Source organism: Bradymonas sediminis (assembly GCF_003258315.1).
In the GTDB taxonomy this organism is placed as follows: Bacteria; Myxococcota_A; Bradymonadia; order Bradymonadales; family Bradymonadaceae; genus Bradymonas; species Bradymonas sediminis.
The window spans coordinates 1,526,841-1,549,984 of the sequence record NZ_CP030032.1 but is presented as its reverse complement, the minus strand read 5'-3'; the positions used below and the strand labels follow the sequence as shown (position 1 = coordinate 1,549,984).

Genomic DNA, 23,144 nt, shown 5'->3' with positions numbered 1-23,144 from the left:
ATATGCCGAAGCGTGATGGTGGACAGATTATCGCCGAGCAACTTCAAAACGGCGGCATCGAATACCTCTTCACCCTCTGCGGCGGACATATCTCGCCGATTCTGGTGGGCGCCAAACAACTCGATATCAAGGTCATCGACGTGCGCGATGAGGCCACCGCGGTCTTCGCGGCCGACGCCGCCGCGCGCATGTCGGGCAAACCCGGCGTGGCGGCGGTGACCGCGGGCCCGGGCGTCACCAACACGGTGACCGCCGTAAAAAACGCCCAGATGGCCCAGACCCCGCTGCTGATCCTCGGCGGCGCCACCGCCACCATCCTGCGCGGGCGCGGCGCACTCCAGGACATCGACCAGATGGCCTTTATGACCCCGGTGACCAAATGGTGCACCCGGGTCACCACGGTGCGCGCGCTCGGCCCCACCATCCGTAAAGCCCTCAAGGTCGCCACCGAAGGCGTCCCCGGACCGGTCTTTGTCGAGGTCCCCATCGACCTGCTCTACCCCGAAGAGGTCGTCAAAGGTTGGTATTTAGAAGAAGCCGGTCTCGGCAACCCCAAAACCCTGATCGCCAAGGGCATGGCCCTTGGCATGAAGGCGTATTTGCAGCGCCAATTCCACCAGCCGCATATCTCCCTGGACCTGTCGCCCCCCGAGGTAAAGCTGCCGTTTCGGGCCAGCCTTCACTCCCAAATCGAGGCCGCGGCCGACGCCCTGGTGCGCGCCGAGCGCCCCACCCTGGTCGTCGGCGGCCAAACCCTGGTCAACCGCACTCAGGCACAGGCGCGCGAGATCGCGCGTGCCATCGAGAGCCTGGGCATCCCGGTGTGGCTGGGCGGCACCGCGCGCGGCCTGCTCGGGCGCCATAGCGACCTGCAATTCTTCCACAAACGCACCGCCGCCCTCAAAAAGACCGACTGCGCCATCGTCACCGGTTTTCCCTTCGACTTCCGCCTGGGTTACGGCCGAAAGATCAGCTCCAAGGCCACGCTTATCGCGGCGAACCTCAGCGAGTCCGACCTGCGCAAGAACCGCAACCCGGACATCGGCCTCCAGATGCACCCGGGCGACTTCCTCATCGAATTGGCCAATTATATGGGCAATGTGCCGGGCGCATCTAAGTCCTGGTTCGCCGATTGCCAGAAGCGCGAAGACGCGCGCAACGCCGACATCGCCGCACGCGCCAATGACGCCGAGGAATTCGTCCACCCGATCTATTTCTTCCAGCGCCTCGAAGAACTCATGGGCGACAACGCCGTCATCGCCGTGGACGGCGGGGACTTCGTCGCCACCGGGGCGTATGTGCTTCGCCCCCGACAGCCCCTCAACTGGCTCGACCCGGGCGTGTTCGGCACGCTCGGCGTCGGCGGCGGCTTCGCCCTGGGCGGCGCGCTTTGCCGCCCCGACTCCGAGATCTGGCTCTTGTGGGGCGACGGCTCCAGCGCCTATAGCCTGGCCGAGTTCGACACCTACGTGCGCCACGGCCTGGCCCCCATCGCCGTGGTCGGAATGGACGCCTCCTGGGCCCAGATTGCCCGCGACCAGGTCGTCATCCTGGGCGACGAGGTCGGCACCGGCCTGCGCTATACCGACTATCATAAGGTCGCCGAGGGCTACGGCGGCAAGGGAATCCTGGTCAACGACCCGACCAAGGTCGACGCCGCCATCAGAAAGGCCCAGAAACTCGCTAAAAAGGGAATCCCGGTGCTCATCAACGTGCACCTGGCCCCCAGCGACTTCCGCGAGGGCTCCATCTCAGTCTGAGCGGCGACCGCCCACAAAAACCAAACAAACTCAAACACTTAGCCCAAAGCCACGCGAGCATCACGCGTTGCTTCGGGCTTTTTGTTGCTTAGATCAAAGAGGAGGAAGATTCAGCTTGAGCGCATTCCCCTAGACCGGAGTCCTCGCCATGAACCGCAACCCCAAACATATCCTTCGCCGCCTCTCCCATCTCACCGCCCTACTCGCCGCCCTCGCCCTGCTCGCCCCGGGCTGCCGCACCGCAACCGCCACCAGCTCCCAGGGCGTCCAGACCACCCAACAGCCCATCGCCTCCACCGACCAGATCCCCGAGGGCACCGACCTAAGGCTTTCGCTCAATCAAAAGCTCGACACCCAGGACACCCGCGAAGGCGACAGCTTCAGCGCCACCCTGCTCAACCCGCTGGTCACCCCCGCCGGTGAAGTCGTCGTCCCCGCCCAGGCGACCGTCACCGGACGCGTCACCGGCGTCGCCCCCTCCACCAGCGCAAACGAACAGGCCGCCATCCGCCTGGATGTCCAGCAGATCAACTTCGACGGCCAATCCTACCCGATGTCGGCCGACATCACCCAAACAGGCGTCGAGGCCCACGCGGATGGCGATGAAATGCGCACCGGCGCAGCCGTCGGCGGCGTCACCGGCATCGCCCTGGGCGCCATCATCGGCCGAAGCGTCGGCTCCGCCGTGGTCGGCGGCATCCTCGGCGCAGGCGCCGGCACCGCCATCAGCCTCGGCACCGGCACCACCAACGCCGAACTCCCCGCCGGCTCCACCATGACCATTCGCACGACGAAGGCCGTACCGATTCACTGAGGCCCCGGCCAGCTCGCCTGCCCGGTGAACAAGACCCACCGCCAAAGACCCCGGCCAGCTCGCCTGGCCGGTGAACAAGACTCACCGCCAAGGCCACCCCTTACCCCCACGTCTTTTCCATGGCATAATACGCCAACCAAACTCGCGCCCAAAACACCCGCGCAACCCAACGCCTTCGATTCACAGACCATGCTCGAAACCCTGCTCAGCTTTATGAGCCCCATCGAAATCGCCGCCACCATCACCGGCCTGGCCTCGGTCTGGTTCAGCACGCGCCAGAATATCTGGTGCTGGCCGACCGGCCTGGTCATGGTCACCCTCTATATCTTCATCTTCTACGACGCGAAGCTCTACTCCGATATGGGCCTTCAAATCGTCTATATCTTCATGCAGATCTATGGCTGGTATTATTGGCTCAACGGCGGGCGAGATAAGGATGACGGAGGCAAGGCGAAGGTGACCCGGCTGAGCACAGCTCAATTCGGCGCGGCCTGGGCGGTCGGCGCGGTAGGCGTCGCCGGCCTGGGCTTCGCGATGAGCACCTATACCGACGCGAGCCTGCCCTATTGGGACGCTGCGACCACCGTGCTCAGCTTGATCGCCCAGTGGTTCTTGGGCAAAAAGATCCTCGAATCGTGGGTCTTCTGGATCGTGGTCGACGTCATTGCCATTGGCGTGTATCTGACCAAAGGCCTCTACCTCACCAGCGGGCTCTATCTCGTCTTCTTAGGATTGGCGATCGCAGGACTATTGGAATGGATGAAAACGCATCGCGAAAATCAGCGCCCCCTGAGCGCACAAGGGGCATGATCCTGGGCAAATTTTTGCCCCCACACGCCGGCCATCGCTACCTGGCCGACTTCGCGCGCAACTACTGCGACGACCTCACCATCCTAGTCTGTACGCTCGAGCGCGAACCCATCGACGGCGCCCTTCGCTACCATTGGATGCGGCGGATGTTCCCGGATTGCCGGGTCGTCCATATCACCGACGACGTCCCGCAGACCCCCGACGAAGATCCCAACTTCTGGCCCATCTGGCGCAACCTCGTGCTCAGCGCGATGCCCGACGGCGTCGACCTGGTCTTCGCCTCCGAAGACTACGGCTTCAAATTGGCCGAGGTGCTAGACGCCGAATTCGTGCCGGTCGACCCGGCCCGCGAACTTATGCCCGTGAGCGGCACCGCGATTCGCGAAAACCCGATGGCAAACTGGCGCTTTATCCCCGACGAAGTCCGCTCCTATTATTTGCGCCGCGTGTGCATCTTCGGCCCGGAGTCCACCGGCAAATCGACCCTCACCGCCGACCTCGCCCGGCACTTCGACACCGTCTACGTCCACGAATACGCGCGCCCGCTGCTCAACTTTAAAGACGGCCACTGTGACTACCCGGATATCGAGCGCATCGCCCGCGGCCAGGCCGCCGCCGAAGACGCCCTGGCCCCGCGCGCCAACCGCGTCCTCTTTAGCGACACCGACGCCCTGACCACCACGATCTGGAGCGACGTCCTCTTCGGAAAATGCCCCGAATGGGTCAGCGCCCAGGCCAGGCGCCGCACCTACGACCTCACCCTGCTCCTCGACGTCGACGTGGACTGGGTCGACGACAACCAGCGCTATTTCCCCGAGCACGATAAACGCCGCGCGTTCTTCAAGCGATGCAAGCGCACGCTTGAGGAGAACGACCGCCCCTATGTGCACATTCACGGCACTTGGGAAGAGCGCTTCGAGCGCGCGGTGGCGGCCGTTGAGCGCTGCTTAGCACAGGCAAAACCCGCGGGCGCATCAAAACACTAATATATAGCTTTGCCCCGAGCCTATTCACGCGTCCAACGCGCCGCATGAGCCCTCAATGAACGCTCATATTCGGCCTTTCTTTGGCGGTGGCGCTCGGCGGTCTTTTGATACTCCTCTGAGCCCATAAGCACCCGATAGCGCGCGACGGAGTCGAGATTGGCCAGACGAATCTTTGCCTGCTCGGCGGACTCGTCAAGCGGCAGCAACCCGAGCGCCATCAGGCAGCGCCGGGCCAACTCTTCGCGGCCGAAGGGCTCCTCGACCAAGTGGTCCGCCGCGACGACGCCGGCCAACGCCCTAAGGTCTTCGAGCATCCAGCGCAACGCGCTCGCCGCGAAGCTGGGGTCACCGACGAGGTCGGCCTGCGCGCGAAACCACGGGTCATAGAGCAGCCAGGTCGCGACCAGCACAACGCGCATCCAATTGCGCACCTCGGGCGCTGCGTCGCTCAAGACGGCCCGCGTTTCAGCATCGATGGGCCCACCGCCGAGTTCGGCCATCAGATCAGCGACCACCGCCTCGACGGCGATGCCGTTCGCGCGCGCGCTTTTGGGCTCAGAAAAGCGCTCCGGCGGGCAATCCCGAAGCCGGCGAGTGAGACTTTGTATGGATGGTCCCTGGCTCATCGCGACCTCGAGGCGTTTAGATAATGAGTCCGGCTAAATTGGCGGGCAATGGCGATCATTTCTTTGGTCTCGCCCGCAAGATGAGGCACCCAACCAACCTTCCTAAGCCTCGCGAGCTCCGCGGCATAATCAGCGCCTTCGGATACGGTGAGCACACAGGTCGCGCCGCCGCCAGCTCGCTGCGCTGCGGCCTGGGCGATCTCCCAGCCCTGCGGCGTCTCATCGAGCATCTGGAAGAAGCGCTCATTCGTAAATATCAAGATATGGCAGGGGTCCTCGCGCCTCGGCCCGTCGACAAAAGTCTCTTTGAGCCTCAACACCCCGAAGGCATACCCACCGCCCCCAAAGATGCTCAGCACTCTTTGGTGCTGCGCTTCATCCTGCCCAAACCCATCGCTCATCCAATATTCGCTCGAGGAACCGGGCACCTTGGGCTCGCTTGAGCTCACGCTCATGATCTTCGCGCCAGCCTCGAGCGCCGCGTCGAGCACGACCATCCCCGCCAAGATCGGGTGCGATAGCTGGTGCTGCGGACTCGGCATCGCCTGGGAGGAGTCGATCCCCAAATAGAGATCTGCGGGGCACCGTCTTCGCGCCAGATCTTCGCCCGAATCGCCCTGCCCAAAGCGGACAATATAAGGGCGCGCCCGCTCCTTATAATATTGAACGATCAGTCTTCGTTTCGCCTCGAAATTACCCCAATGTCCCCAGATCTCATCGTAGGCCAGCGCGCTCTTCATCACCTCGAAATAGGCTTCGAGTGAGCGGTAGGTGCCTCGGGCGTCGGTGTTCCCCTCACCTTCATAATCAACCGGCGGATTTGCAGGGTCGACGACGCCCGACTCCCACACATCATAGGCATTCGGGGTCGGAAGTTGAGCGAAGCCCCCAAGCCTGGGGTCACGCCGCGGATGAGCGATGCCCGCTATTTCACTGCGCGTATGGCGCGCCAAACCCTGCGGAATATCGGCCCCTCGCCCGGCGTCCAGGCAGTCAAACATCGCCATTATGCTCGGCGCGCCCGCGATTTCGCTTGAGCTTAGGCCGAAGATATATTCGAAAAGAAGCGCCGCAAACGCCCCGCCCCCCTCGACCCAATTCTCATGATAGTGGCGGATAAGGCGAGCGATAAGAATCGCGTCGACGTTGACCTCGGGCGAGACATCGGCGCCGGCCAGGGTGCCGGGCGAAAGATCCCACAGCACCTCGTAGGCGCGAAAATAGAGCTTCCAAATTGGCTGCGTCGGCGGGCCGTCCCGGGCGATCATTTTCTCAAAAACGCCCACCATATTCATGCCAAATTTTCGCACCAGCCGGTCATTCACCAGCAGGTCGGCGTAGAGATTCGCCGTGACCCCCGCCAGCGCCCCTCCCCTCGTTGACAGAAGCCCGTCCAGAATATTCGCCATCAGCCTGGCGTTATCGACACGATTCCCGGGCACATAGAAATGATGGCCGATGAGGTGGGCGAGGATCTCCGGAGCATTATCCTCGAGCCCGTAGTCGGTGATTCTTCCAAGGTTTATCGCGACGCTACCGTCAGACAGGCGAATCACCCCGAGCGCCCCCTCAAACGCCTCCGCCAATGGCTCGCGACTCCACGAAGACGTCGGCTTCCCCCAGATGGCGAGCTCAAAGCCGGCGTCTAATTTATCCTGCTCCGTGAGCTGCCAGGTGGGCTTGGGCAATACGAAAAGTGAACCCCACATCTTCAGCGCCTCGGGCCAGGCGGCCTCCCAGCGTTCCTGGAGTTCTGCGATTTTGGTCGACATAACGCTCGGCCTCTTCTCAATATAAGTTGGCGACGCGCCCAAAACAGACACGCCATCGTGAGTCAAATCTCACCATGCTGCATATAGGGTTCGACCTTCCCACCCGGCTGCCCATCTCCAAGCTGCTCATCAACAATGACCTCTATGTCTACCTCCTCACCGAATAGCGTGGCAAGTTCGCGCCGAAGCCCCTCACGGTCGACCGCGACTCCGGGCACCGGCCGCACGCGCACTCGACACGCACCGTTGGCCTGCTGCACGAATTGATGCTGCGCAAACGCGCAATGAAGTCGCATGATTCGACCGATGTCGACCGGGTTGACCAACGCACCATCGGCCGCACGAAAGAAGACGAGCTTGCGCGCATGGAGGTCGTGGATGCGTCCATTTGCCACCCGCCCGAAGTCGCCGGTGCGGTAGCGAAGCAGCGGCAGATACGGGTTTCGCCCGCCCGTCACGGTGAGCTCGCCGATTTTATCGGGACCTACCGGAAAGCCATCTTCGTCGATCGCCTCGACAAAGATATCCGGGCTGATGATCTCAAGCCCGTCGCCGTCCGGCGCGCTGAACGCGATCGGGCCCGTCTCAGTCATGGAATACCAGTCGATGACCGGACAGCCAAAGCGCGCCTCGGCCTGTGCCTTGAGGCCCGCGCTGAGCTCCACGGCTGTCGAGAAGATGGCCTTGGCGCCGTGGCCGACCTCCCAGCGGAGCATCTCGGCGATGCCCACCGGGTCCGAGGTAATAAACTCCGGCGAAAACGCCTCCACATACGCCCTGGCCCGCTCCACCGACTCGCCGAACTCATAGGTCGCGCCGTCGGACCAGTCTTTGGGATGCAGGTTAATCTTGGCAAAACCGGATTGCTCCCAGACCGAAAAGATCGCCGCGAAGACATAGGTATTCACCTGCGCGCCGATATTGAAGCACCCGACCCGGCCAGCCCCAAACACCGGCTGCACGCCGTAGCGACCCATCGCGTATTCGCCCAGCGCCTGGCTAAACGCGAGCGTGCGCGGATGATGCGGGACGATGACCGCGTGCCCGGTGGTCCCGGTGGTATCGTAGACGATGAGTCGCTTAAGATCCGCGTCCATCGGCGTGATGTCGACAGGGCGCTCCGCGATATCACGCCGGCTCATCGTCGGCAGATAGGCCCAATCGCGCGCCAGCGGAAAGCCCTCCAGGATATGCGCGCGAAAGATGGGCGAGCGCTGGCGCATCTGCTGGACCCACTCGAGAATGCTCGGCGGCGGCGCGCTCGCATACGCCGGTTGCCCCGCGGTGGCGCCGGGCCATTGCTGCAGTCGCCGCCGAAACGCCGCGACCGCGGCGAGGTCCTCGGTGACGAAACGGTCGCCGATGACTTCGTTCCAGCGCGGCGCGCACGGATGTGTGTAGAGGCGCTCGAGCAACGCATAACCATCCCGCGTAATCAGCGGATTAAGCGATTGAAAAGCCTCAAAACCTGGTAGCATCGCTCACTCCCGCGAAGCGCGCGCGGCTGCGCGTCTGGCATCTTCTTGAACTTTCATCTTCTGGCGCAAACGCTCCGCCCGCTCCATACGCTTTTTTGTGTCGAAGAGAATACGGTGCTGCGCGATGCTATCGAGGGTCGCCAGGCGATTCTCCGCCTGCGCCGGCGATTCGCCGGCCGGCATCAGCCCCAGCCCCGCCAGGCAGCGGCGTGCCAATTCCTCGCGCCGGTCCGGCATTTCGACACACGCCTCCACCGCGATCAGCCGGGCGAACTCCTTGAGGTCATCGCGCAGCCACGCCAAGACCCGTGGCGCGAATGTGTCGCCTTCAATCCGCGCATAATCACGAAACCAGGGGTCGTGAAGCAACCACGACGCCACCAACACCACGCGCAGCCAATTTCGCTTGGCGACCTTCTTGGTCTGAAACTTCCGGAACGCATCTTCGGCCCACAGGGGCGCGCCAAACTCAGCCATCAAATCGGCGACCACCGCGCGCACATGCACCTCGCCTCGCCCCTTAAGCACAGGCTCCTTAAGGAATTTGGGCGGGCATTCGCTCAACCGATACGTCAACTTTTGAATGGGCGGTCCCTGCCTCATCGTCGCCTCCCGTTTCGCTCATAATGCGCCTTGCTAAATTGGCGCGCGAACTCCACCACACCCTCCTGATCGTTCACCAAATACGGCGTCCAACCGATCTCACGAAGGCGCGCGAGGGGCTCGGCGCAGGAGTCCGGATAGCGAATCTCCAGGACACAAGTCGCCCCACCGCCTGCGCGCTCGGCGGCGATTCTTGCGATCTCCCAGCCGTTCGGAGTTTGGTCGAACATATGAAAGATATCAGCGTCAGTAAGGAGCAGAATATGACACGCGCGCTCGGGTGCTTTCTTGTCGACGAAAACCTCCTTAAGCCGCTCAGCGCCGAAAGAATAACCGGTTCCTAGATACGAGGTCAGCACGCCCAAATGTTCTTTCTCGTCGCGGCTAAACCCGTCGCTCGACAGATATTCGCCCGGCTCCCCGGAGAGCACGCTCATCACCCGCGCGCCCGCGCGCATCGCCGCGCTCACCATAATCGCGCCGGCGAGCACCGGATAAGAGCAGCGACGGCTCGGGTTATTCATCGAGCCCGAGCAATCAATGCCCAAATAGAGGTCGACCGGGCGCGTCTCGGCCTCGGGACTGCGCACCTGACGATAGGTCCGCTCGACGGTCGTGACCCCGGGGATGATATAAGGGCTGCGCACAGCGCTCTCCACCCAATCGATGCGCGACACCGGTGAGCCAAGCTCCCAGGGCTCGACGCCCTCGAAAATCGGCTCGTTCTCGACGGGCATCCTTCCGGTGGGAAATTTAATATAATGAGGGCGCGCTCGCTCTTTATAATATTGAATCACGATCTCACTGGAATCGCGCTCAACGCCGATGCTCTTCATCAGCTCGATATACTCAGCGGGGGCGCGAAATCGCCCTTTTTGCCCACCGTCCTCCTCGCGCCCGTCGCGGCTGCCGGGCGACTTCTCCTTTGAGCTGCGCGGCGCAAGCCCGCCGAGCTCGGGGTCCAGGCGCGGGTGCACAAGCCCGCCACCCTCGCCCTCCTCCTCGCGCGCGATGCCGTCCGGGATCACCCCGCCTTCGCCGGCATCCTGGCTGTCGAGCGTCACCCAAACACCCTCGAGCGACGCCGGCGCCGGGGGAAACCCCTTCAAATAATCCAGGCAGAGCAGCGCAAACCGCCCCGCCCCTTCGAGCCAATATTTGCTATAGACCCGAATCAGCCGCGCCATCAGGGTTGCGTCGAGGTTGATGCCCGGCTCAACCTCGCCGCTGACCAGGGTCCCGGGCTCGAGGTTCCACAGCACCTCGTAGGTGCGGTAATACAGCCGCCACAGCGGCTGCTCGGGTGGGCCGCTGTGGGCGACAACCTTCGCATAGACCCCCGCGATATCCATGCCGACGTCGCGCTGTAATCGGTCATTGATGAGCAGGTCGGTATAGAGATTGGCGATCAAACCGGCAAACTCCACGTTAGACCCAAGCCCCGCGCGAAGACGCGCCAACAGCCGAGCATGGTCGGTGAGGTTCGCCGGCGCGTAGACATGATGGCCGATCTCATGGGCGAGGATCTCCGCGCCGTAGTCTTCGAGCTGATATTCCGCGATCTGAGACAAGCTGATCATCACCTTATGGTCGAGCAGGCGAATCGCCGCGAACGAGCCCCTAAGCCCAACCTCTCGCTCTTCTTCGGGCGAAAAACACCAGATCGGCCGCTGCATTTTGGTGAAGTCGCTCCACGCGCCGAGCGCCTTTGGCCACGCCTCTTCCCACTGTTTATGGATGCCTAAAAGGTCTGTTTTTGCCATGGATTTCAGCTCACCAAAAAGACGCGATGACTGTGGGGTACGGTGAGCGCGAGGGTCGACGGCAGCAGCGCGGCCGAGGTCGCATCGCCAAGATTCGGCTCCAGCGCCAAGGCCGCGGACTTCCATTTCTCCAGGCGCGCGAGCTCGGCGTCGCTTAAGCGCGGAGCATCGTTTGCCCGAGGCTCGACCGCCCGAAGGCTCGTGCCAAACGCGTCGGCAAAGATGCGAAACCAGCGCTCGCCATCCACCGCGAAGAGCTCCTCGCCGAGCGCAATCACCCGGGGCGGCGCGTGGAAGTCGTAGCCAAAGCCCGCAAATCCCCCAACCGATTGAATCGACAACGCATCAGGCACTTCTTCGCTCACGCGCAGCGCACCGGGACGATGCCTGGCAGGATGAAACCACGGGTTGGCAAACGCCGCGTCGAGCGCATCAAGCCCGGGGCGCGTCGCCACATCGAGCAACGCCCCATCATCTGGCGGCGATAATATAAGTGATTGGTAGCGCAACTCGTCGCTCAACCCACGCCATACCGCGAGCGCGCTGGCGCGATAATGCGCCATGCCACAGCGCCAGGCGAGGACCTTACCGACATCCAAAACGGTGTCGAAGGCGGCGCAATCTTTGGGATGAGCAGCGGCGATCTCAACGAGGCGTTTCATCCAAACCCTCGCCCTCTCGCCCTCCGATCGCCCGCCGATGCTGCGCGCCGCGACCGTGAGCGCCCGGGCCACTGCGACCGGCTCCTGCGCCACAAAGCTCGACAGCTTCGGCAGTTGCTCGCGCCACAGTCGATTTAGATAGGGCTGGCGACTCTTCGGCCCCAGCCAATGACGCGCCACATACTGAAGCGAGAGCCCATATAAACCCTGCACCACCGCATCGACACGCGCCGGCTGCACAGCCGCCACCGCGTCGACAATCGGGCTCAGATTGTCCGCCAGATGCTCGGCGAACGCGCCGCCATCGAGGTGACGCCAGCGCCTGCGCGCCTGGGCAAAACGCGCGTTATACGCATCCCGGTCGCGCTTGAGGGCGTCGGCCAGCGCCGCGCAAACCCGCGGCGCGCCGCGATCGATGTCGGCCCCGCTTAAGTCTTCCACTCAAGCCACCTCAGATAATTCGTATAGCGCTGGTGCAGGTATTTTAATTTAAGAATATCGTCGAACATATGACCGTAGAGCTTGCCCCCGTCGCTCCACTTCTTGAGCACCCGCTCGATGGCCACCATACGCTTTCGAACCTCGCGCGCGCTGACATCTTCCAGGCCCTTCTCAAACTCGATCTCGAACGCGCCGACCGGGTCGTCTGCGTCCAGGTTGAGGCGCTCAAACTCCTGACTCGACAGGTCCAAAAGCGTGCGAATCCAGCTCACCTTATCGGTGCGAAGCGCCCCATGATTGGTCTGCTCAAAATACGGGGAATCGGGCTCCTGCACGAGCTTATCATGCAGCACGAAGGGCAGAATCTGGCGCATATCCTCGTAGGACACCGTGTCTTCGCCGCGGAAATAAGCCATGCCCTTCATAAACGCGATGCAGGTCATCAGCGCACGCACCGACAGGCCGTTTCGCGTCTGGCTCCCCAGATCCGCGACACCATCTTTGCCGCTGTCGCCACCGGCCAATGACTGCAGCTCGATATCCGTGAGTTTTACCGTATCCTTGGTCATATACTCGAATTGGCGCGCCCCCGGCTCGAAGAACTCGAAATGACTGGCGAAAAACTCAAAGCGACGCCTTAGCTTTCGCGGCAACTTCACCTTGCGAATCTGGCGGCTCATCTCCTCAAACTCGGCCTCCGTGAAGATGATCTCCTCGGGGACCATCGTCTCCGGCCGCACGCCCTCTTCGATGCGCAGCACCAGGTCATCGAGAAAGCGCGTATTGAAATGAAGCGCCTTCACGACTACGTCGATGCGGTCGCTGAGCGCCTCGATCACCTGATAGGTCCCGCCGCCTGCATCATCATTGGCGGTCAGGTACCAGGCGGCCTCCGGGCACTCATAGACCTGGTCGTAAATCTCGGCGTAATTATCGGCCATCACCGTGAGCAGCGCGGACTGCGTGCGCGTCGGGATACGGTTATATTCGTCGATAATCTTGATGCGCATGCTCAGCCATTTGCGCCAGGCGATGCGCACCTCATCCATCGTCTCGGCCGACATCAGCGTCGAGGGGATCGGGTTACCCAACAGGTCGGCGACCGTCATCTGCGGCTGGCCGTGCTGGATGCCCTGGCGAATCTCGGTCAGGCTATAACCCGACAAAATCCCCATCAATTTTGCGATGACGGTCTTGCCGCGCCCCGGCCCGCCCACCAGCAAACATCGCCGGCGAAGCGCGAGGTTCAACAGCGGCAGCAGCACATAGCTCGAATAGCTCTGCTCGCTGGGCAGCGTCACCCGCACCTTCTGGTCCCCGAAGCTATAGGACTGGGCCGGCGCGTCGTTATACTCGATATCGTAAAACGGGCTGATTATGCCGTGATTGACGACCCAAAAATACGCCTGCCTCAGCTTCTCATCGTGGGCGCTGGTGGACGCCTCGGAGGCAGTTACCGCCGAGGCGTCCCGGTAGAGGTCGGCGACGTCGAACTCAGCGGCGTCAGACGCCCCCGCGCTCGGCGGGCGCGTCGGCGCCTGGGAGACCTGGTCTGCGCTATGCGATTGACTCATCGTACGACCGTCACATTATCGATATATGGCATTTAAATTTATACGCGAACCCTATCACCAGGTGGTGGAGGTATCATCCTCAAACCCGCGCGCCTCAATGATAAGCTTCGTCTTGAGGTCGTGCAGGCTCTTCTCCAGGCCGGCCGGATATTGATGCGGATACTCGAAGCGCTTAATGCTGTCATCGAAATACGACAGCATATAGCGCGCGTGCTCCTGAATCTCGTAGAGGTCGTCTTTGACGTGCTCCTCGCCCACGAACTCGCCGTCGCGGAAGATCGGTTTGAGCAAGTCGGAGCCGGAGCCTTCGAGCTGTTTTCGGCGCGTGCTATCGAGCGGGTCGACGATGATATTGGTCTGCGGCTCGCCCATAAATTCGTCATAGATCATATCGCCGATAAACTCGCCTTTGCCCCCGAAGCGGCTCGGCTCATTGCGCCAGAATCGGCGCACCTGGATGCGGCCGGGGTTCGAGATCTTCACCCGCTGCTCGCTCACCTTAATCTTCGGCTTCCACTCGCCGCCCTCGGCGCGCACCGCCGACAATTTATACACACCGCCCAGCGCCGGATGGTCCCACCCGGTCGCCAGATGCGTGCCCACGCCCCAGACCCCAATGGTCGCACCCTGCTCCTTAAGCGAGCGAATGGTGCGCTCATTGAGGCTATTCGACGCGACGATCGCGGTGTCCTCAAAGCCCGCCTCATCGAGCATCTTGCGCGCCTGGATGCTGAGCCAGGCGAGGTCTCCGGAGTCCAGACGAATGCCGGCGGCCTTATGGCCGAGCTTCTTCATCTCGTCGCCCACGATGATCGCGTTCTTGACGCCCTCAATCGTGTCGTAGGTGTCGACCAAAAAGACGACATTATTGGGCATCGCCTCGGCGTAGGCCCGAAACGCCTCGATCTCGGAGTCGAAGCTCATAATCCAGGAATGCGCGTGCGTACCCTTGACCGGGATGCCAAAGAGCTTGCCGGCGAGCACGTTGGAGGTGGCCGAGCAGCCACCGATAAACGCGGCGCGCGAGGCAGCCATGCCGCCGTCGATCCCCTGCGCCCGGCGCAACCCGAACTCCAGCACCGGCTCACCCTCGGCGGCCAGGCAAACCCGCGCGGCCTTGGTCGCGATAAGCGTCTGGAAGTTGATGATATTGAGCAACGCGGTCTCCAATAATTGGCATTGGATCAGCGGCCCCTCGATGCGAAGCATCGGCTCATGCCCGAAGACAATGCTCCCCTCGGGCATCGCGTCCACGCTGCAGGAGAACTTCATCTCCCCCAAAAACTTCAAAAACTCAGGGTCAAAAAGCGGCTCGTCATCATCGGCGCGAAGCCCCTCAAGATATTCGATATCATCGGGCTGAAACTCATATTTGAGCATATAATCAACGGCCGTCTTCAGCCCCGCCGCCACCGCATAACCGCCGCCGAATGGAGGTTTCCTGAAATTCAGATGAAAGATCGCGTCGGTCTTGGTCATCCCCTGCTTCCAATAGCCCTGCGCCATCGTCAATTGATAGAGGTCGGTGAGCAGGGCGAGCGAGGTACCGTAGAGGCTAAGATGGTTCATAAATAATCCCGTAGGGGTCGTAATTCATTGATTTAATAGCATAGGCGAGCGCACACACCTAAGCGCGCCGCCAGCGCGCAATCCACGCCTTTGCGTTCACAAATCCCGGGTGGGTGCTGGGGGTTGGCTCCAGAAAATATGCCTCAAATTTTGGCTCGAGGATGCCGCGCACCAACTCGGGGCTCATCGCGTAGGGAGGACCATCGTCCGGGGCCTTATCGACGCCCGGAAAGATCAACGTCACCAACTCACCACCCGGCGCGAGCAACTCGTCCATGCGCCGCGCCCAATCGCCGCGCATTTCGGGCTCCAGCGCACACAAAAAGGTAAAGTCCCAGATCATGTCGAACGGCGCATCGGGCTGATAGTCGAAAAAATTGGCCACCACGAGCTTTGCCTGCTCGGCCGAAATCCCGGCCTCGTCGCGAAGCCCCTCAAAACGCTGTTTCGCACCTTCGGCCAGGTCCAAACCGATCACCTCACGGGTCGGAGAAGCCAGCGCCAACACGTCGTAGCCGGAGCCCGCGCCGGGGACCAACGCGCGCCCCTCAGGCAGCGTTCCGCCCTCGACAAGCTCAACCAACGCGCCCGCCGCCTGGCCGGTATCCCAGGGCGTTCGCCCCGCTTCCCAGGCCTCAACCCATCCATTTTTGTCCGACATGATTACCTTTGGTATAAATTCATCGTCATTTCGCTGTCGCCAGCATAAATCATCGCGCCCATAAACTCAGCCGGGAATCCCATGCTCATTCGAAATACGACCGACGCGACCTTCGAGTGCATCTCCCAGGAACAGCACGCCCTGGTCTCAGGCGCGCTCGCGGCGGCCTGGAAGCCGACCCGCCTGGACCCGATGCTCGTGCAACTTATCGGCGCCCACGACAACGCCTGGCGCGCCTCGGACGCCCAACCGCTCTATAATCCGGCCACGGGTCTTCCCTTCGACTTTATCAACTATCCGATGGCCCCAAAAATTGCATTATATCGGCGCGGCGTCGATATGCTCGAAGACGTCGACCCCTGGCTGGCCTCGATGGTGAGCAAGCATTATTGCACCTTCGCCGGCACGCTCAATATCGAGGGGTTTCAGCAAACCGAAGCCGCGCGACGCGCCCGATTGGCCGAGCTCATCGCGCCGGGCTACCTCGCCCAAAAAGATGACGCGCTTCGGTGGCTTAAGTTCTTTGATATCTTCTCGCTGGCGCTATGTCTTACCGGGCCCGGCGCCCTGCGCGACGCAATTCCGAGGTGGCTGCAGGACCCCGACGCCTGGTCGCGCGCCCCCGATGGGCACACGGTGCGGATTCGTTGGCGAAGCGACGCGCGCGTGGAGGTCGACAATTGGCCCTTCGCCCCGGCGGAGTTGTCGCTTCGCCTCAACCCGCGTGTCCTCACCCAGAAGTTTATGTCGCAGGACGCGCTCGACCAAAGCTGGGGCAAGATACCGATGAAGATGCGCGATATCTTGCTGCAGCCGGCCGGGCGCTGAGCGCCTGGGGGGCTAAACGGTCTGAGAATAGCGCCGCTCGCCCTCGCCGCTCAGGTGCGCGTCGAAGGTCATGGCGATATTTCGCACGAAGAGCCGGCCCCGGTCGGTGATCCTTAGTTCGCCCGGGCCGAGGTCGACGAGGCCGTCGTCGACGAAGGGGGCGAGCGCGGCGAGTTCGTCCTTAAAATAGGCGCTAAAGTCGATGCCCAAGCGCGCCGAGATCGCGGCAAAATCGATGCGCGCGCGACACATGATCTCGTTGATCACCCCGCGCCGAATCCGGTCTTCCGCGCTGAGTTGACACCCCCGAACCACCGGCCAGTGCCCTTCTTCGACCCGCGCCGAATAGACCTCCAGGTCCTTCGTATTTTGATAATAGAGGTCCTCGGATTGCGAGATGGCCGACATCCCAAGGCCCACAATCTCGACGCCGGCGTGGGTGCTATAGCCCTGAAAATTGCGCTGCAGAGAATTCTCACGCAGCGCCCGCGCCAACTCATCCTCGGGCCGGGCAAAATGGTCCATGCCGATATAGACATACCCCGCGTCGACCAGGCGCTCGATGATATATTTGAGCAAGCGCAGCTTCACCTCGGCGGCCGGGAGCCCGACGCGCTCCAGGTTCTTTTGAGCCGCGTTGACCCACGGCACATGCGCATAACTATAGATGGCGAAGCGCTCCGGCTGCAGGGTGAGCACGCGGTCAAGCGTCTGCGCGTAGGTCTCGGGGGTTTGATGCGGAAGCCCGTAGATCAAGTCGACGTTGACCGACTCAAACCCGCGCGCGCGCAGCAATCGCACCGCCTTGGTGTTGAGTTCCATCGGCTGCACCCGCCCGATGGCCTCCTGGACCCGCGGGTCCACGTCCTGCACACCCAGCGAAGCCCGGCGAAAGCCCGCCTCGGCCAGCGCATTCACCTTCTCTTCATCGCACTCCCGCGGGTCGATCTCGACGCTCGCCTCAACCCCGGGAGTGACATTAAAGTGGCGGCGAATCGACTCACCGAGCTGCCGGATCTGGGCGGCCGACAAAAAGGTCGGCGTCCCACCGCCCAGGTGCAATTGCACCACCGGACGCCGGCCGATCACCGCCGCCTTAAGCTGCATCTCTTTGTCCAACGCCACCAAATAATCCGCCGCGCGCTGGCTATCCTTGGTGATGATCTTGGTGCAGGCGCAATACCAGCAAAGTTTGCGGCAAAACGGCAAATGCACATAGACCGACACGGGGCTGTCGCAATCACTTTGCTCAAGCCTGGGGACCACCGCCTGGGCGTCGACGTCCTCGTGAAAATGCGCGGCCGTCGGATAGGACGTGTAGCGCGGCCCGGCGACGTCGTATTTGCGGAGAAGCTCGAGGTCGACCGCGCCGGGGTCGGCGGTTGTCTTTTGCTGCGGGTTTGCACTCATGCTGTATCTCCTGAGTGGAGGTAATTTAAGTAACCAAATAACGGACTTGATACCTAGATATATCGCCGGAGTGGGCGCAGCATTTGCGCCCTCAGGAGTGATGCGCAAATTTTTCGCGACTTATATAGCGCGCGCGAGCTGGTCGAGTTTCTGAATGTCGATCACCAAAAAACCATCCTTTTCGGTCGTCACCGGGCCTTCTTTATTCCAGCGACTCATGATGCGAATCGCCGTCTCAACGCGCGTATTGATGAGGTCGGCGATGTCGCGACGCGTGAGATCCAGGTCGATATGCACCCCCATCGTGCCATCGACCAGATGCGTGCGCCGGCCCATTTTCTCGCTGAATTTGCAGAAGAGCATCGCCAGGCGCTGCTCAGCCCCGTCGGTCGCAAGCTCATCGATCCGCCCCACAAGGTGCTGATTGCGGCGCATCATCGAGTTGATGGTCGCCTCCAGCAGCTGAGTGTTGGACTTTATGGTGCCATAAAAATGATCGCGATGAATCTGCAACACCTCGGTCTCCTCAAGCGCCACAGCGCTGGCCGGAAACTCGATGCGTTGGTACACCGCGATCTCACCGACCGGCTCTCCTTCCCCGAAGATCCCCAGGATGATCTCTTTGCCATCGTTCTGATATTTCAGGACTTTGACCTTGCCTTGGACAATAAAAGTGAACTGATTTGCCGGGCTGCCCTGGCGCCAAATGGTGTCGCCTCGCTGGAATTTACGCGACACAAAATGCCCCAGTAGCGGCTCCAAAATTTCGCTCGGAATCGACTCAAATAGCGATAGCTCACGCAATTGGTCCATCTTCTTAGTATTGTCTGAGGCCATCTTCCTTTCTCTCCTTTGACTTATCGTCTCGTCGTTTCGTTCTCGAGTCGTGATTCGAATGCCACAGCAACTAGCTACGCTGATCTACACGCGAATCGCGCGTATATAAACCGCCGCGACGAGCCTCGCAGCAGAACGCAATAGGCGTGCCAACCCAACAAAACACCGCAACTCAACTGACCCAACGCATATCATAGCGACGGTGTTCCGCGCCAAAACTCCAAAATCATGCGCCTTGAGGCGTGTGATCAGACGGTTTTTACTCTATAAGTTAGGGTGTCGACTATTAGAGCGCAGGAGAGTGATGACGGGCACGGACGTATTTAAAGGACAATCCATCGCGGACCGCTACACCGTCACCGAGCTGTTGGGGCGCGGCGGGATGGGCGTGGTACTTAAGGCCAGCGACGCGCTTTTGGAGCGCGACGTCGCGCTCAAGGTGCTCAACGATATGCTGCGCGACAACCCCGAGGCCGAGCGAATCTTTTTGACCGAAGCCCGCAGCATGGCCACGCTGTCGCACCTCAACCTGGTCTCGGTCTTCGACGTGCTCAGCGCCGGCGGACGCACGGTCATGGTCACCGAGTTTATCGAGGGGCGCACCCTCGAATCGGTGGTTCAAGCCCACCCCGGCGGGTTGCCCGAAGAGACCGTCTTTCAGGTCGGCACCCAATTATGCGCGGCCATCGCCTATCTTCATTCACGCAAGATCATCCACCGCGACCTCAAGCCGGCCAACGTGATGCTGCAGGTCGACGGGACGCTCAAGCTTATCGACTTCGGCCTGGCCCGCTCTCTGGATCATATCACCATGCGCGGCACCGAAGTGCGCGGCACGCCCGCCTATATGGCGCCGGAGCAGGTGCTCGGACAGGAGCTGTCCGAGGCCACCGATATCTATCAGATCGGGGTCACCCTCTTCGAGGCCGTCAGCGGGCGGCTGCCATTCGAGAGCGGCCAGATCGCCTACGCCCATGTGCATACCGAGCCGCCGCGCCTTGAGGAGTTGGTGCCAAATATTCGCCCGGACCTGGCGCAGTTGATCCACGCCTGCCTGGCCAAAGACCCTGCCGAGCGCCCGGCGAGCGCCGCCGCATTGGCCGCATCGCTCAAGACGCAACACCAGACGCTTTCTGGCCTTCTGGCCGACGGCTCAGGCAACGCGGCGCCCACCACCGCCACGGGCACTTCCCACGCCCCGCACGACGCGTCAAAGAAGTGGTGGGCCATCATCGCCGCGCTCTTTATCGCGATTCTCGTCGCCGGCGCCTCCCTGGTAAAATTGCTCGGCGACGCCCCCGCCGAAACAGCATCCCCCCAGGAGGCGCCGTTGATCGCCGAAGCAAAGCCTGCAGCACCCGCTACACCGCCGGTGGCCGACCTGCCCGTGGCCGAGTCGACCTCCCAGGCGCGCCAAGCGGCCCAGAATATCGTCCAAACCCAGGTCGCCGCGGCCTCGATCGCAGCCCAGGTCTCGGCCGAAAACCTCGCCGACAGCCCCACCACCGAGCCTCAAAAGCAGGCCGCGTCGCCGCGCACGGGCGTCGCAAAAACCGCCCCTAAATCCAACCCCGCGCCGAAGTCACCTGCGAAAGACGACGCTGCGTCAACGCCCGATGCGCCGCCTCCGAAGCCCGCCAAAAATAGCCCGCCCAGGCCGGTCGCCGCGCAGCAAAATGCTCCGGCCCCGCAACTCGAGCCGCCGCCCGTCGAGCTGGCACCTGCGCCCAAACCAACGCCAGCCCCCAAGCCGACCCCCAGCGCGGCCGCGCAGCGGCGCGACGCGGCGAAGGCCAAGCAGAAAGAAGAGTCGCGCAAAAAGGAAGACGCTGCTCAGCAAAAAGAAAAGAAAAAGAAGAAGAAACCCGCCGTGCCTTTTGGTTTTTAATTTTTATGAAGTTTAGGATCCCCACGATGTTTTCACCACAACGCCCCCTCGTCTTTATTGCCTGCGCGCTGTTTTTTTCGGCGCTCCCAACGAGCGCCCAAGCCTCACCGTGGACCCTGCCGGAGAAATATTTACTGATTACGCTGGACTCAAATTTCCAGAACGCCGACCAGGAATTCCTCCCCGACGGCACGCTGCAATCCTTCCCCCTTCAGGGAGAGTTCAGCGCCTTCACCTTCACCCCGGGCGCGCGCTACGGCATCAGCGACGATTTCGAGGTGGCCTTTGATTTCAATATCAAGCAGGTCTCCTATCAGTCCGACCCCATCGTGCTCGGCCTGCCCGATGACCCCACCGATCTTAGCCAGGTCAACGCCTCCATCTTCGACTTCAGCCATAGCGAGACTGGCCTGGGCGACGGGCGAATCTTCGGGCGATATAACCTCTATCGAAGCCTGCTGATGGTCACCTCGCAGACCTCCCTCAGCTTCCCCATCGGCTACTCCACCCCGCGGGGTACCTTCTCCGAGGACACCCCCAACCCGGCCGGCATCCAAGACGACGTGACCCTGGGCGACGGGCAAACAGACCTGGCCCAGGCGTTTTTATTTGGAGTATATATCCCGCCGACCAATAGCTTCGCGCGCTTGGATATCGGGTACGCGCACCGCTTCGGGCCGCCCGGCGACCAGGGCTTCGCCTCGCTGAGCTTCGGCCAATATATCGGCAGCTCCGTGCTCGTATTCGCCGGCGCGCGCGGCGCCTATACCATTTTCGACGGCGAGTCGATCGGCCAATCCTTTATCACCCGCACCCCCGACAAGCCGAGCAATGAGTTTTTAGTCAGCGACGTCGAAGCCATCGATATTACCCAGGATAAGGATTATGTCAGCGTCGAAGGCGGCGTGATCCTCAAGGTCCAGGATGTCGAGATGCGCCTGTCCTATGACCAGGTGGTCTGGGGCGCGAATATCCCGCAGATTAAATCCTATTCGCTCGGCGTCATCTACGCGATGGACTTTCGCGACGAGGAATAACCTCAGCGCGACTCAATAAGCGCCTCGCTGCGAATCCCGCTGGAGTCAAAGATCGTGTGCATTTGCCACCGCTCGCTGGGTTGGGGAAAGTCACTGCGATAATGCCCGCCGCGCGACTCACAGCGGCGAAGCGCGGCCAGCGCCATCAGGCTCGCCAACCCAATCGTGTCGTGGATCGCGCTGTCGGCCGGAAACTCAGCCGACAGCGCGTCGAATCGCTCCAGGGTCTGCTCAAGGTCGGCCGCGTTTCGCACCACGCCGACCGTGGACCACATCAATTCCCGCACCTCATGCAGCGCCCGCGCAGCCTGCGCCGCGTCGACCGGCGCCGGCCGCTGACCACCTTCGAGGTCGGCCGCCGAAGATCTCGGCGCCTCGCGATTCTCGGCCCACTCGGACGCAGCGCGCGCCACCCGCTCCCCAAAGACCAACGCCTCCAATAGAGAATTGCTCGCCAGTCGGTTCGCCCCGTGGAGCCCCGTCGACGCAACCTCGCCGCAGGCCCACAAGCCGCTGACCGACGTGCGCCCGTCCGCGTCCACCTTCACCCCGCCCATATGGTAGTGCGCCACGGGCGTGATCGGCAGGCGCTGGCGCGCCGGGTCAAAGCCCGCCCGCCGACAATCCTCAAAGGCCGATGGAAACCGGCGGGCGAACGCCTCGCCGAGCGCCGTGGCGTCCAGATAAACACGCTCCCCTTTTGCCTGCTCCGCCCAGATTCCGCGCGACACAATGTCGCGCGGGGCTAGCTCGGCGTCCGGGTGAATAGCGCACATAAACCGATGCCCACGCTCATTGACGAGCAGCGCGCCCTCGCCACGAATCGCCTCCGACAAGAGCGCAACCGGCCGCCCCGCGGCCTGCGCGCCTTCCCACAAACCGGTGGGATGAAATTGCACGAACTCAAGATCCGCCAATTGCGCTCCGGCTCGAATCGCCAGGGTTAGCCCGCTGCCCATCGCCTCCGCAGGATTCGAGCTTCGGGCGTAGAGTTGTCCCAGCCCACCCGTAGCCAACACCGTGGCCTTGGCGAGCACCGCCTCGCGCCGTCCGCTCGAATGCTCAAGCCAGGCCCCGACGACCTCATCCGCCTCATTGATCAGCGCGACCACCTTGCACCCCTGGCGCAGCTCAATATGGGCCGCCGCGCGCAATCGCCCGGCGAGGGTCTGACAGATAAGAAGGCCACTTCGGTCTCCGCCCGCGCGCACCACCCGACGGTGGCGATGCGCTGCCTCGTGGTTCAACATGAGCAGGTCGCCCTCGGCCCGGTCAAAGGGAACGCCGACGTCGAGCAACTCGGCCAGCCGCGCGGGGCCTGCGTCGCAGACCAACTTCACGATCCCCGCGTCGCAAAACCCTGCGCCGGCGACCTCGGTGTCGGCGGCATGAAAACGCGGCGCATCGCCATCGCCAACCGCCACCGCAACCCCACCCTTGGCCTGCGGGCTCGCGCCGCTCTCGCCGACCACACCTCCGTCGACGAGCATCACCTGAAGCCCCGCCGCGGCGTGCAGCGCAACCTGCATGCCCGCCAGCCCGCCGCCGATGATGAGAAGATCACAATAAGACATTTTGGAGGATTTCATGGCCGCGCTCCCGAGCATTCGGCGGTTTAATTTCTG

General features: G+C 62.2%; 19 protein-coding genes. 7 read left to right on the top strand and 12 right to left on the bottom strand.

Features of this window, described 5'->3' with window-relative positions:
- The first annotated feature begins 2 nt into the window (after nt 1–2).
- The 4 genes from DN745_RS05765 to DN745_RS05750 all read left to right on the top strand — a co-directional run bounded on the left by DN745_RS05765 (nt 3) and on the right by DN745_RS05750 (nt 4,370).
- Nucleotides 3–1,760 carry a thiamine pyrophosphate-binding protein gene (locus DN745_RS05765; protein ID WP_111332921.1) on the top strand — a complete coding sequence of 586 codons (1,758 nt, stop codon included), beginning with the start codon at nt 3–5 and terminating at the stop codon, nt 1,758–1,760.
- A 148-nt stretch (nt 1,761–1,908) separates the two neighbouring features.
- Nucleotides 1,909–2,574 (top strand): hypothetical protein, encoded by a 666-nt coding sequence (locus tag DN745_RS05760; protein WP_111332919.1) that lies wholly within the window; start codon nt 1,909–1,911, stop codon nt 2,572–2,574.
- A gap of 189 nt (nt 2,575–2,763) precedes the next feature.
- The gene (pnuC, locus tag DN745_RS05755; protein ID WP_204355095.1) at nt 2,764–3,384 is read left to right on the top strand and encodes a nicotinamide riboside transporter PnuC; all 621 of its coding nucleotides are present in this window, start codon (nt 2,764–2,766) and stop codon (nt 3,382–3,384) included.
- Nucleotides 3,381–4,370 (top strand): AAA family ATPase, encoded by a 990-nt coding sequence (locus DN745_RS05750; protein WP_111332918.1) that lies wholly within the window; start codon nt 3,381–3,383, stop codon nt 4,368–4,370. Before pnuC ends, DN745_RS05750 begins: the two co-directional genes overlap by 4 nt.
- A gap of 20 nt (nt 4,371–4,390) precedes the next feature.
- Here the strand turns inward: DN745_RS05750 and DN745_RS05745 are convergent, their stop codons facing one another.
- From DN745_RS05745 to DN745_RS05705, 9 genes are all read right to left on the bottom strand, one after another.
- On the bottom strand, nt 4,391–4,996 hold the full coding sequence (locus DN745_RS05745; protein ID WP_111332916.1) for a hypothetical protein: 606 nt from the start codon (nt 4,994–4,996) through the stop codon (nt 4,391–4,393).
- Nucleotides 4,993–6,768: a hypothetical protein gene (locus DN745_RS05740; protein WP_111332915.1), complete on the bottom strand. Its 1,776-nt coding sequence runs from the start codon at nt 6,766–6,768 to the stop codon at nt 4,993–4,995. Before DN745_RS05740 ends, DN745_RS05745 begins: the two co-directional genes overlap by 4 nt.
- 62 nt (nt 6,769–6,830) lie before the next feature.
- Nucleotides 6,831–8,246 carry a phenylacetate--CoA ligase family protein gene (locus DN745_RS05735; RefSeq protein ID WP_111332913.1) on the bottom strand — a complete coding sequence of 472 codons (1,416 nt, stop codon included), beginning with the start codon at nt 8,244–8,246 and terminating at the stop codon, nt 6,831–6,833.
- A 3-nt stretch (nt 8,247–8,249) separates the two neighbouring features.
- Nucleotides 8,250–8,849: a hypothetical protein gene (locus DN745_RS05730; RefSeq protein WP_133622045.1), complete on the bottom strand. Its 600-nt coding sequence runs from the start codon at nt 8,847–8,849 to the stop codon at nt 8,250–8,252.
- On the bottom strand, nt 8,846–10,612 hold the full coding sequence (locus DN745_RS05725) for a DUF58 domain-containing protein (RefSeq protein ID WP_111332910.1): 1,767 nt from the start codon (nt 10,610–10,612) through the stop codon (nt 8,846–8,848). The genes DN745_RS05730 and DN745_RS05725 overlap by 4 nt, the downstream gene beginning before the upstream one ends.
- Nucleotides 10,613–10,617: 5 nt before the next feature.
- Nucleotides 10,618–11,715 carry a hypothetical protein gene (locus DN745_RS05720; protein ID WP_111332908.1) on the bottom strand — a complete coding sequence of 366 codons (1,098 nt, stop codon included), beginning with the start codon at nt 11,713–11,715 and terminating at the stop codon, nt 10,618–10,620.
- Entirely contained in the window at nt 11,703–13,289 is a 1,587-nt protein-coding gene (locus DN745_RS05715; RefSeq protein WP_111332907.1) for an AAA family ATPase, read from the bottom strand. Before DN745_RS05715 ends, DN745_RS05720 begins: the two co-directional genes overlap by 13 nt.
- Before the next feature lie 54 nt (nt 13,290–13,343).
- Nucleotides 13,344–14,858, bottom strand: coding sequence for a nicotinate phosphoribosyltransferase (locus DN745_RS05710; RefSeq protein WP_111332905.1), 1,515 nt, complete (start codon nt 14,856–14,858; stop codon nt 13,344–13,346).
- A 58-nt stretch (nt 14,859–14,916) separates the two neighbouring features.
- Nucleotides 14,917–15,519 carry a methyltransferase domain-containing protein gene (locus DN745_RS05705; protein ID WP_111332904.1) on the bottom strand — a complete coding sequence of 201 codons (603 nt, stop codon included), beginning with the start codon at nt 15,517–15,519 and terminating at the stop codon, nt 14,917–14,919.
- Nucleotides 15,520–15,600: 81 nt separating this feature from the next.
- Between DN745_RS05705 and DN745_RS05700 the strand changes: the two genes are divergently transcribed.
- Nucleotides 15,601–16,347 (top strand): DUF3891 family protein, encoded by a 747-nt coding sequence (locus tag DN745_RS05700; RefSeq protein WP_111332902.1) that lies wholly within the window; start codon nt 15,601–15,603, stop codon nt 16,345–16,347.
- A gap of 12 nt (nt 16,348–16,359) precedes the next feature.
- Here the strand turns inward: DN745_RS05700 and hemN are convergent, their stop codons facing one another.
- Together hemN and DN745_RS05690 are read right to left on the bottom strand one after the other, a co-directional pair.
- Nucleotides 16,360–17,757: an oxygen-independent coproporphyrinogen III oxidase gene (gene hemN / locus DN745_RS05695; RefSeq protein ID WP_111332901.1), complete on the bottom strand. Its 1,398-nt coding sequence runs from the start codon at nt 17,755–17,757 to the stop codon at nt 16,360–16,362.
- A gap of 120 nt (nt 17,758–17,877) precedes the next feature.
- Nucleotides 17,878–18,594, bottom strand: a complete 717-nt coding sequence (locus tag DN745_RS05690; protein WP_111332899.1) for a Crp/Fnr family transcriptional regulator — start codon at nt 18,592–18,594, stop codon at nt 17,878–17,880.
- A 304-nt stretch (nt 18,595–18,898) separates the two neighbouring features.
- Between DN745_RS05690 and DN745_RS05685 the strand changes: the two genes are divergently transcribed.
- Both DN745_RS05685 and DN745_RS05680 read left to right on the top strand, forming a co-directional pair.
- The gene (locus tag DN745_RS05685; RefSeq protein ID WP_111332898.1) at nt 18,899–20,482 is read left to right on the top strand and encodes a serine/threonine-protein kinase; all 1,584 of its coding nucleotides are present in this window, start codon (nt 18,899–18,901) and stop codon (nt 20,480–20,482) included.
- Between the two features lie 26 nt (nt 20,483–20,508).
- Complete coding sequence (locus DN745_RS05680; protein WP_111332896.1) at nt 20,509–21,519, top strand: hypothetical protein; 1,011 nt, start codon at nt 20,509–20,511, stop codon at nt 21,517–21,519.
- Nucleotides 21,520–21,521: 2 nt separating this feature from the next.
- Here the strand turns inward: DN745_RS05680 and DN745_RS05675 are convergent, their stop codons facing one another.
- Nucleotides 21,522–23,108 carry an L-aspartate oxidase gene (locus DN745_RS05675; protein ID WP_162687485.1) on the bottom strand — a complete coding sequence of 529 codons (1,587 nt, stop codon included), beginning with the start codon at nt 23,106–23,108 and terminating at the stop codon, nt 21,522–21,524.
- Nucleotides 23,109–23,144: the final 36 nt, after the last annotated feature.

What these genes read in the sequence shown, in the direction of transcription:
- DN745_RS05685 (WP_111332898.1), top strand. Translation starts at nt 18,899, where the DNA reads ATGACGGGCACGGACGTATTTAAAGGACAATCCATCGCGGACCGCTAC.
- DN745_RS05675 (WP_162687485.1), bottom strand. Translation starts at nt 23,108, where the DNA reads ATGAAATCCTCCAAAATGTCTTATTGTGATCTTCTCATCATCGGCGGC.
- pnuC (WP_204355095.1), top strand. Translation starts at nt 2,764, where the DNA reads ATGCTCGAAACCCTGCTCAGCTTTATGAGCCCCATCGAAATCGCCGCC.
- DN745_RS05740 (WP_111332915.1), bottom strand. Translation starts at nt 6,768, where the DNA reads ATGTCGACCAAAATCGCAGAACTCCAGGAACGCTGGGAGGCCGCCTGG.
- DN745_RS05715 (WP_111332907.1), bottom strand. Translation starts at nt 13,289, where the DNA reads ATGAGTCAATCGCATAGCGCAGACCAGGTCTCCCAGGCGCCGACGCGC.
- DN745_RS05710 (WP_111332905.1), bottom strand. Translation starts at nt 14,858, where the DNA reads ATGAACCATCTTAGCCTCTACGGTACCTCGCTCGCCCTGCTCACCGAC.
- DN745_RS05735 (WP_111332913.1), bottom strand. Translation starts at nt 8,246, where the DNA reads ATGCTACCAGGTTTTGAGGCTTTTCAATCGCTTAATCCGCTGATTACG.
- DN745_RS05750 (WP_111332918.1), top strand. Translation starts at nt 3,381, where the DNA reads ATGATCCTGGGCAAATTTTTGCCCCCACACGCCGGCCATCGCTACCTG.
- DN745_RS05745 (WP_111332916.1), bottom strand. Translation starts at nt 4,996, where the DNA reads ATGAGCCAGGGACCATCCATACAAAGTCTCACTCGCCGGCTTCGGGAT.
- DN745_RS05705 (WP_111332904.1), bottom strand. Translation starts at nt 15,519, where the DNA reads ATGTCGGACAAAAATGGATGGGTTGAGGCCTGGGAAGCGGGGCGAACG.
- DN745_RS05680 (WP_111332896.1), top strand. Translation starts at nt 20,509, where the DNA reads ATGTTTTCACCACAACGCCCCCTCGTCTTTATTGCCTGCGCGCTGTTT.
- DN745_RS05730 (WP_133622045.1), bottom strand. Translation starts at nt 8,849, where the DNA reads ATGAGGCAGGGACCGCCCATTCAAAAGTTGACGTATCGGTTGAGCGAA.
- hemN (WP_111332901.1), bottom strand. Translation starts at nt 17,757, where the DNA reads ATGAGTGCAAACCCGCAGCAAAAGACAACCGCCGACCCCGGCGCGGTC.
- DN745_RS05700 (WP_111332902.1), top strand. Translation starts at nt 15,601, where the DNA reads ATGCTCATTCGAAATACGACCGACGCGACCTTCGAGTGCATCTCCCAG.
- DN745_RS05725 (WP_111332910.1), bottom strand. Translation starts at nt 10,612, where the DNA reads ATGGCAAAAACAGACCTTTTAGGCATCCATAAACAGTGGGAAGAGGCG.
- DN745_RS05765 (WP_111332921.1), top strand. Translation starts at nt 3, where the DNA reads ATGCCGAAGCGTGATGGTGGACAGATTATCGCCGAGCAACTTCAAAAC.
- DN745_RS05760 (WP_111332919.1), top strand. Translation starts at nt 1,909, where the DNA reads ATGAACCGCAACCCCAAACATATCCTTCGCCGCCTCTCCCATCTCACC.
- DN745_RS05690 (WP_111332899.1), bottom strand. Translation starts at nt 18,594, where the DNA reads ATGGCCTCAGACAATACTAAGAAGATGGACCAATTGCGTGAGCTATCG.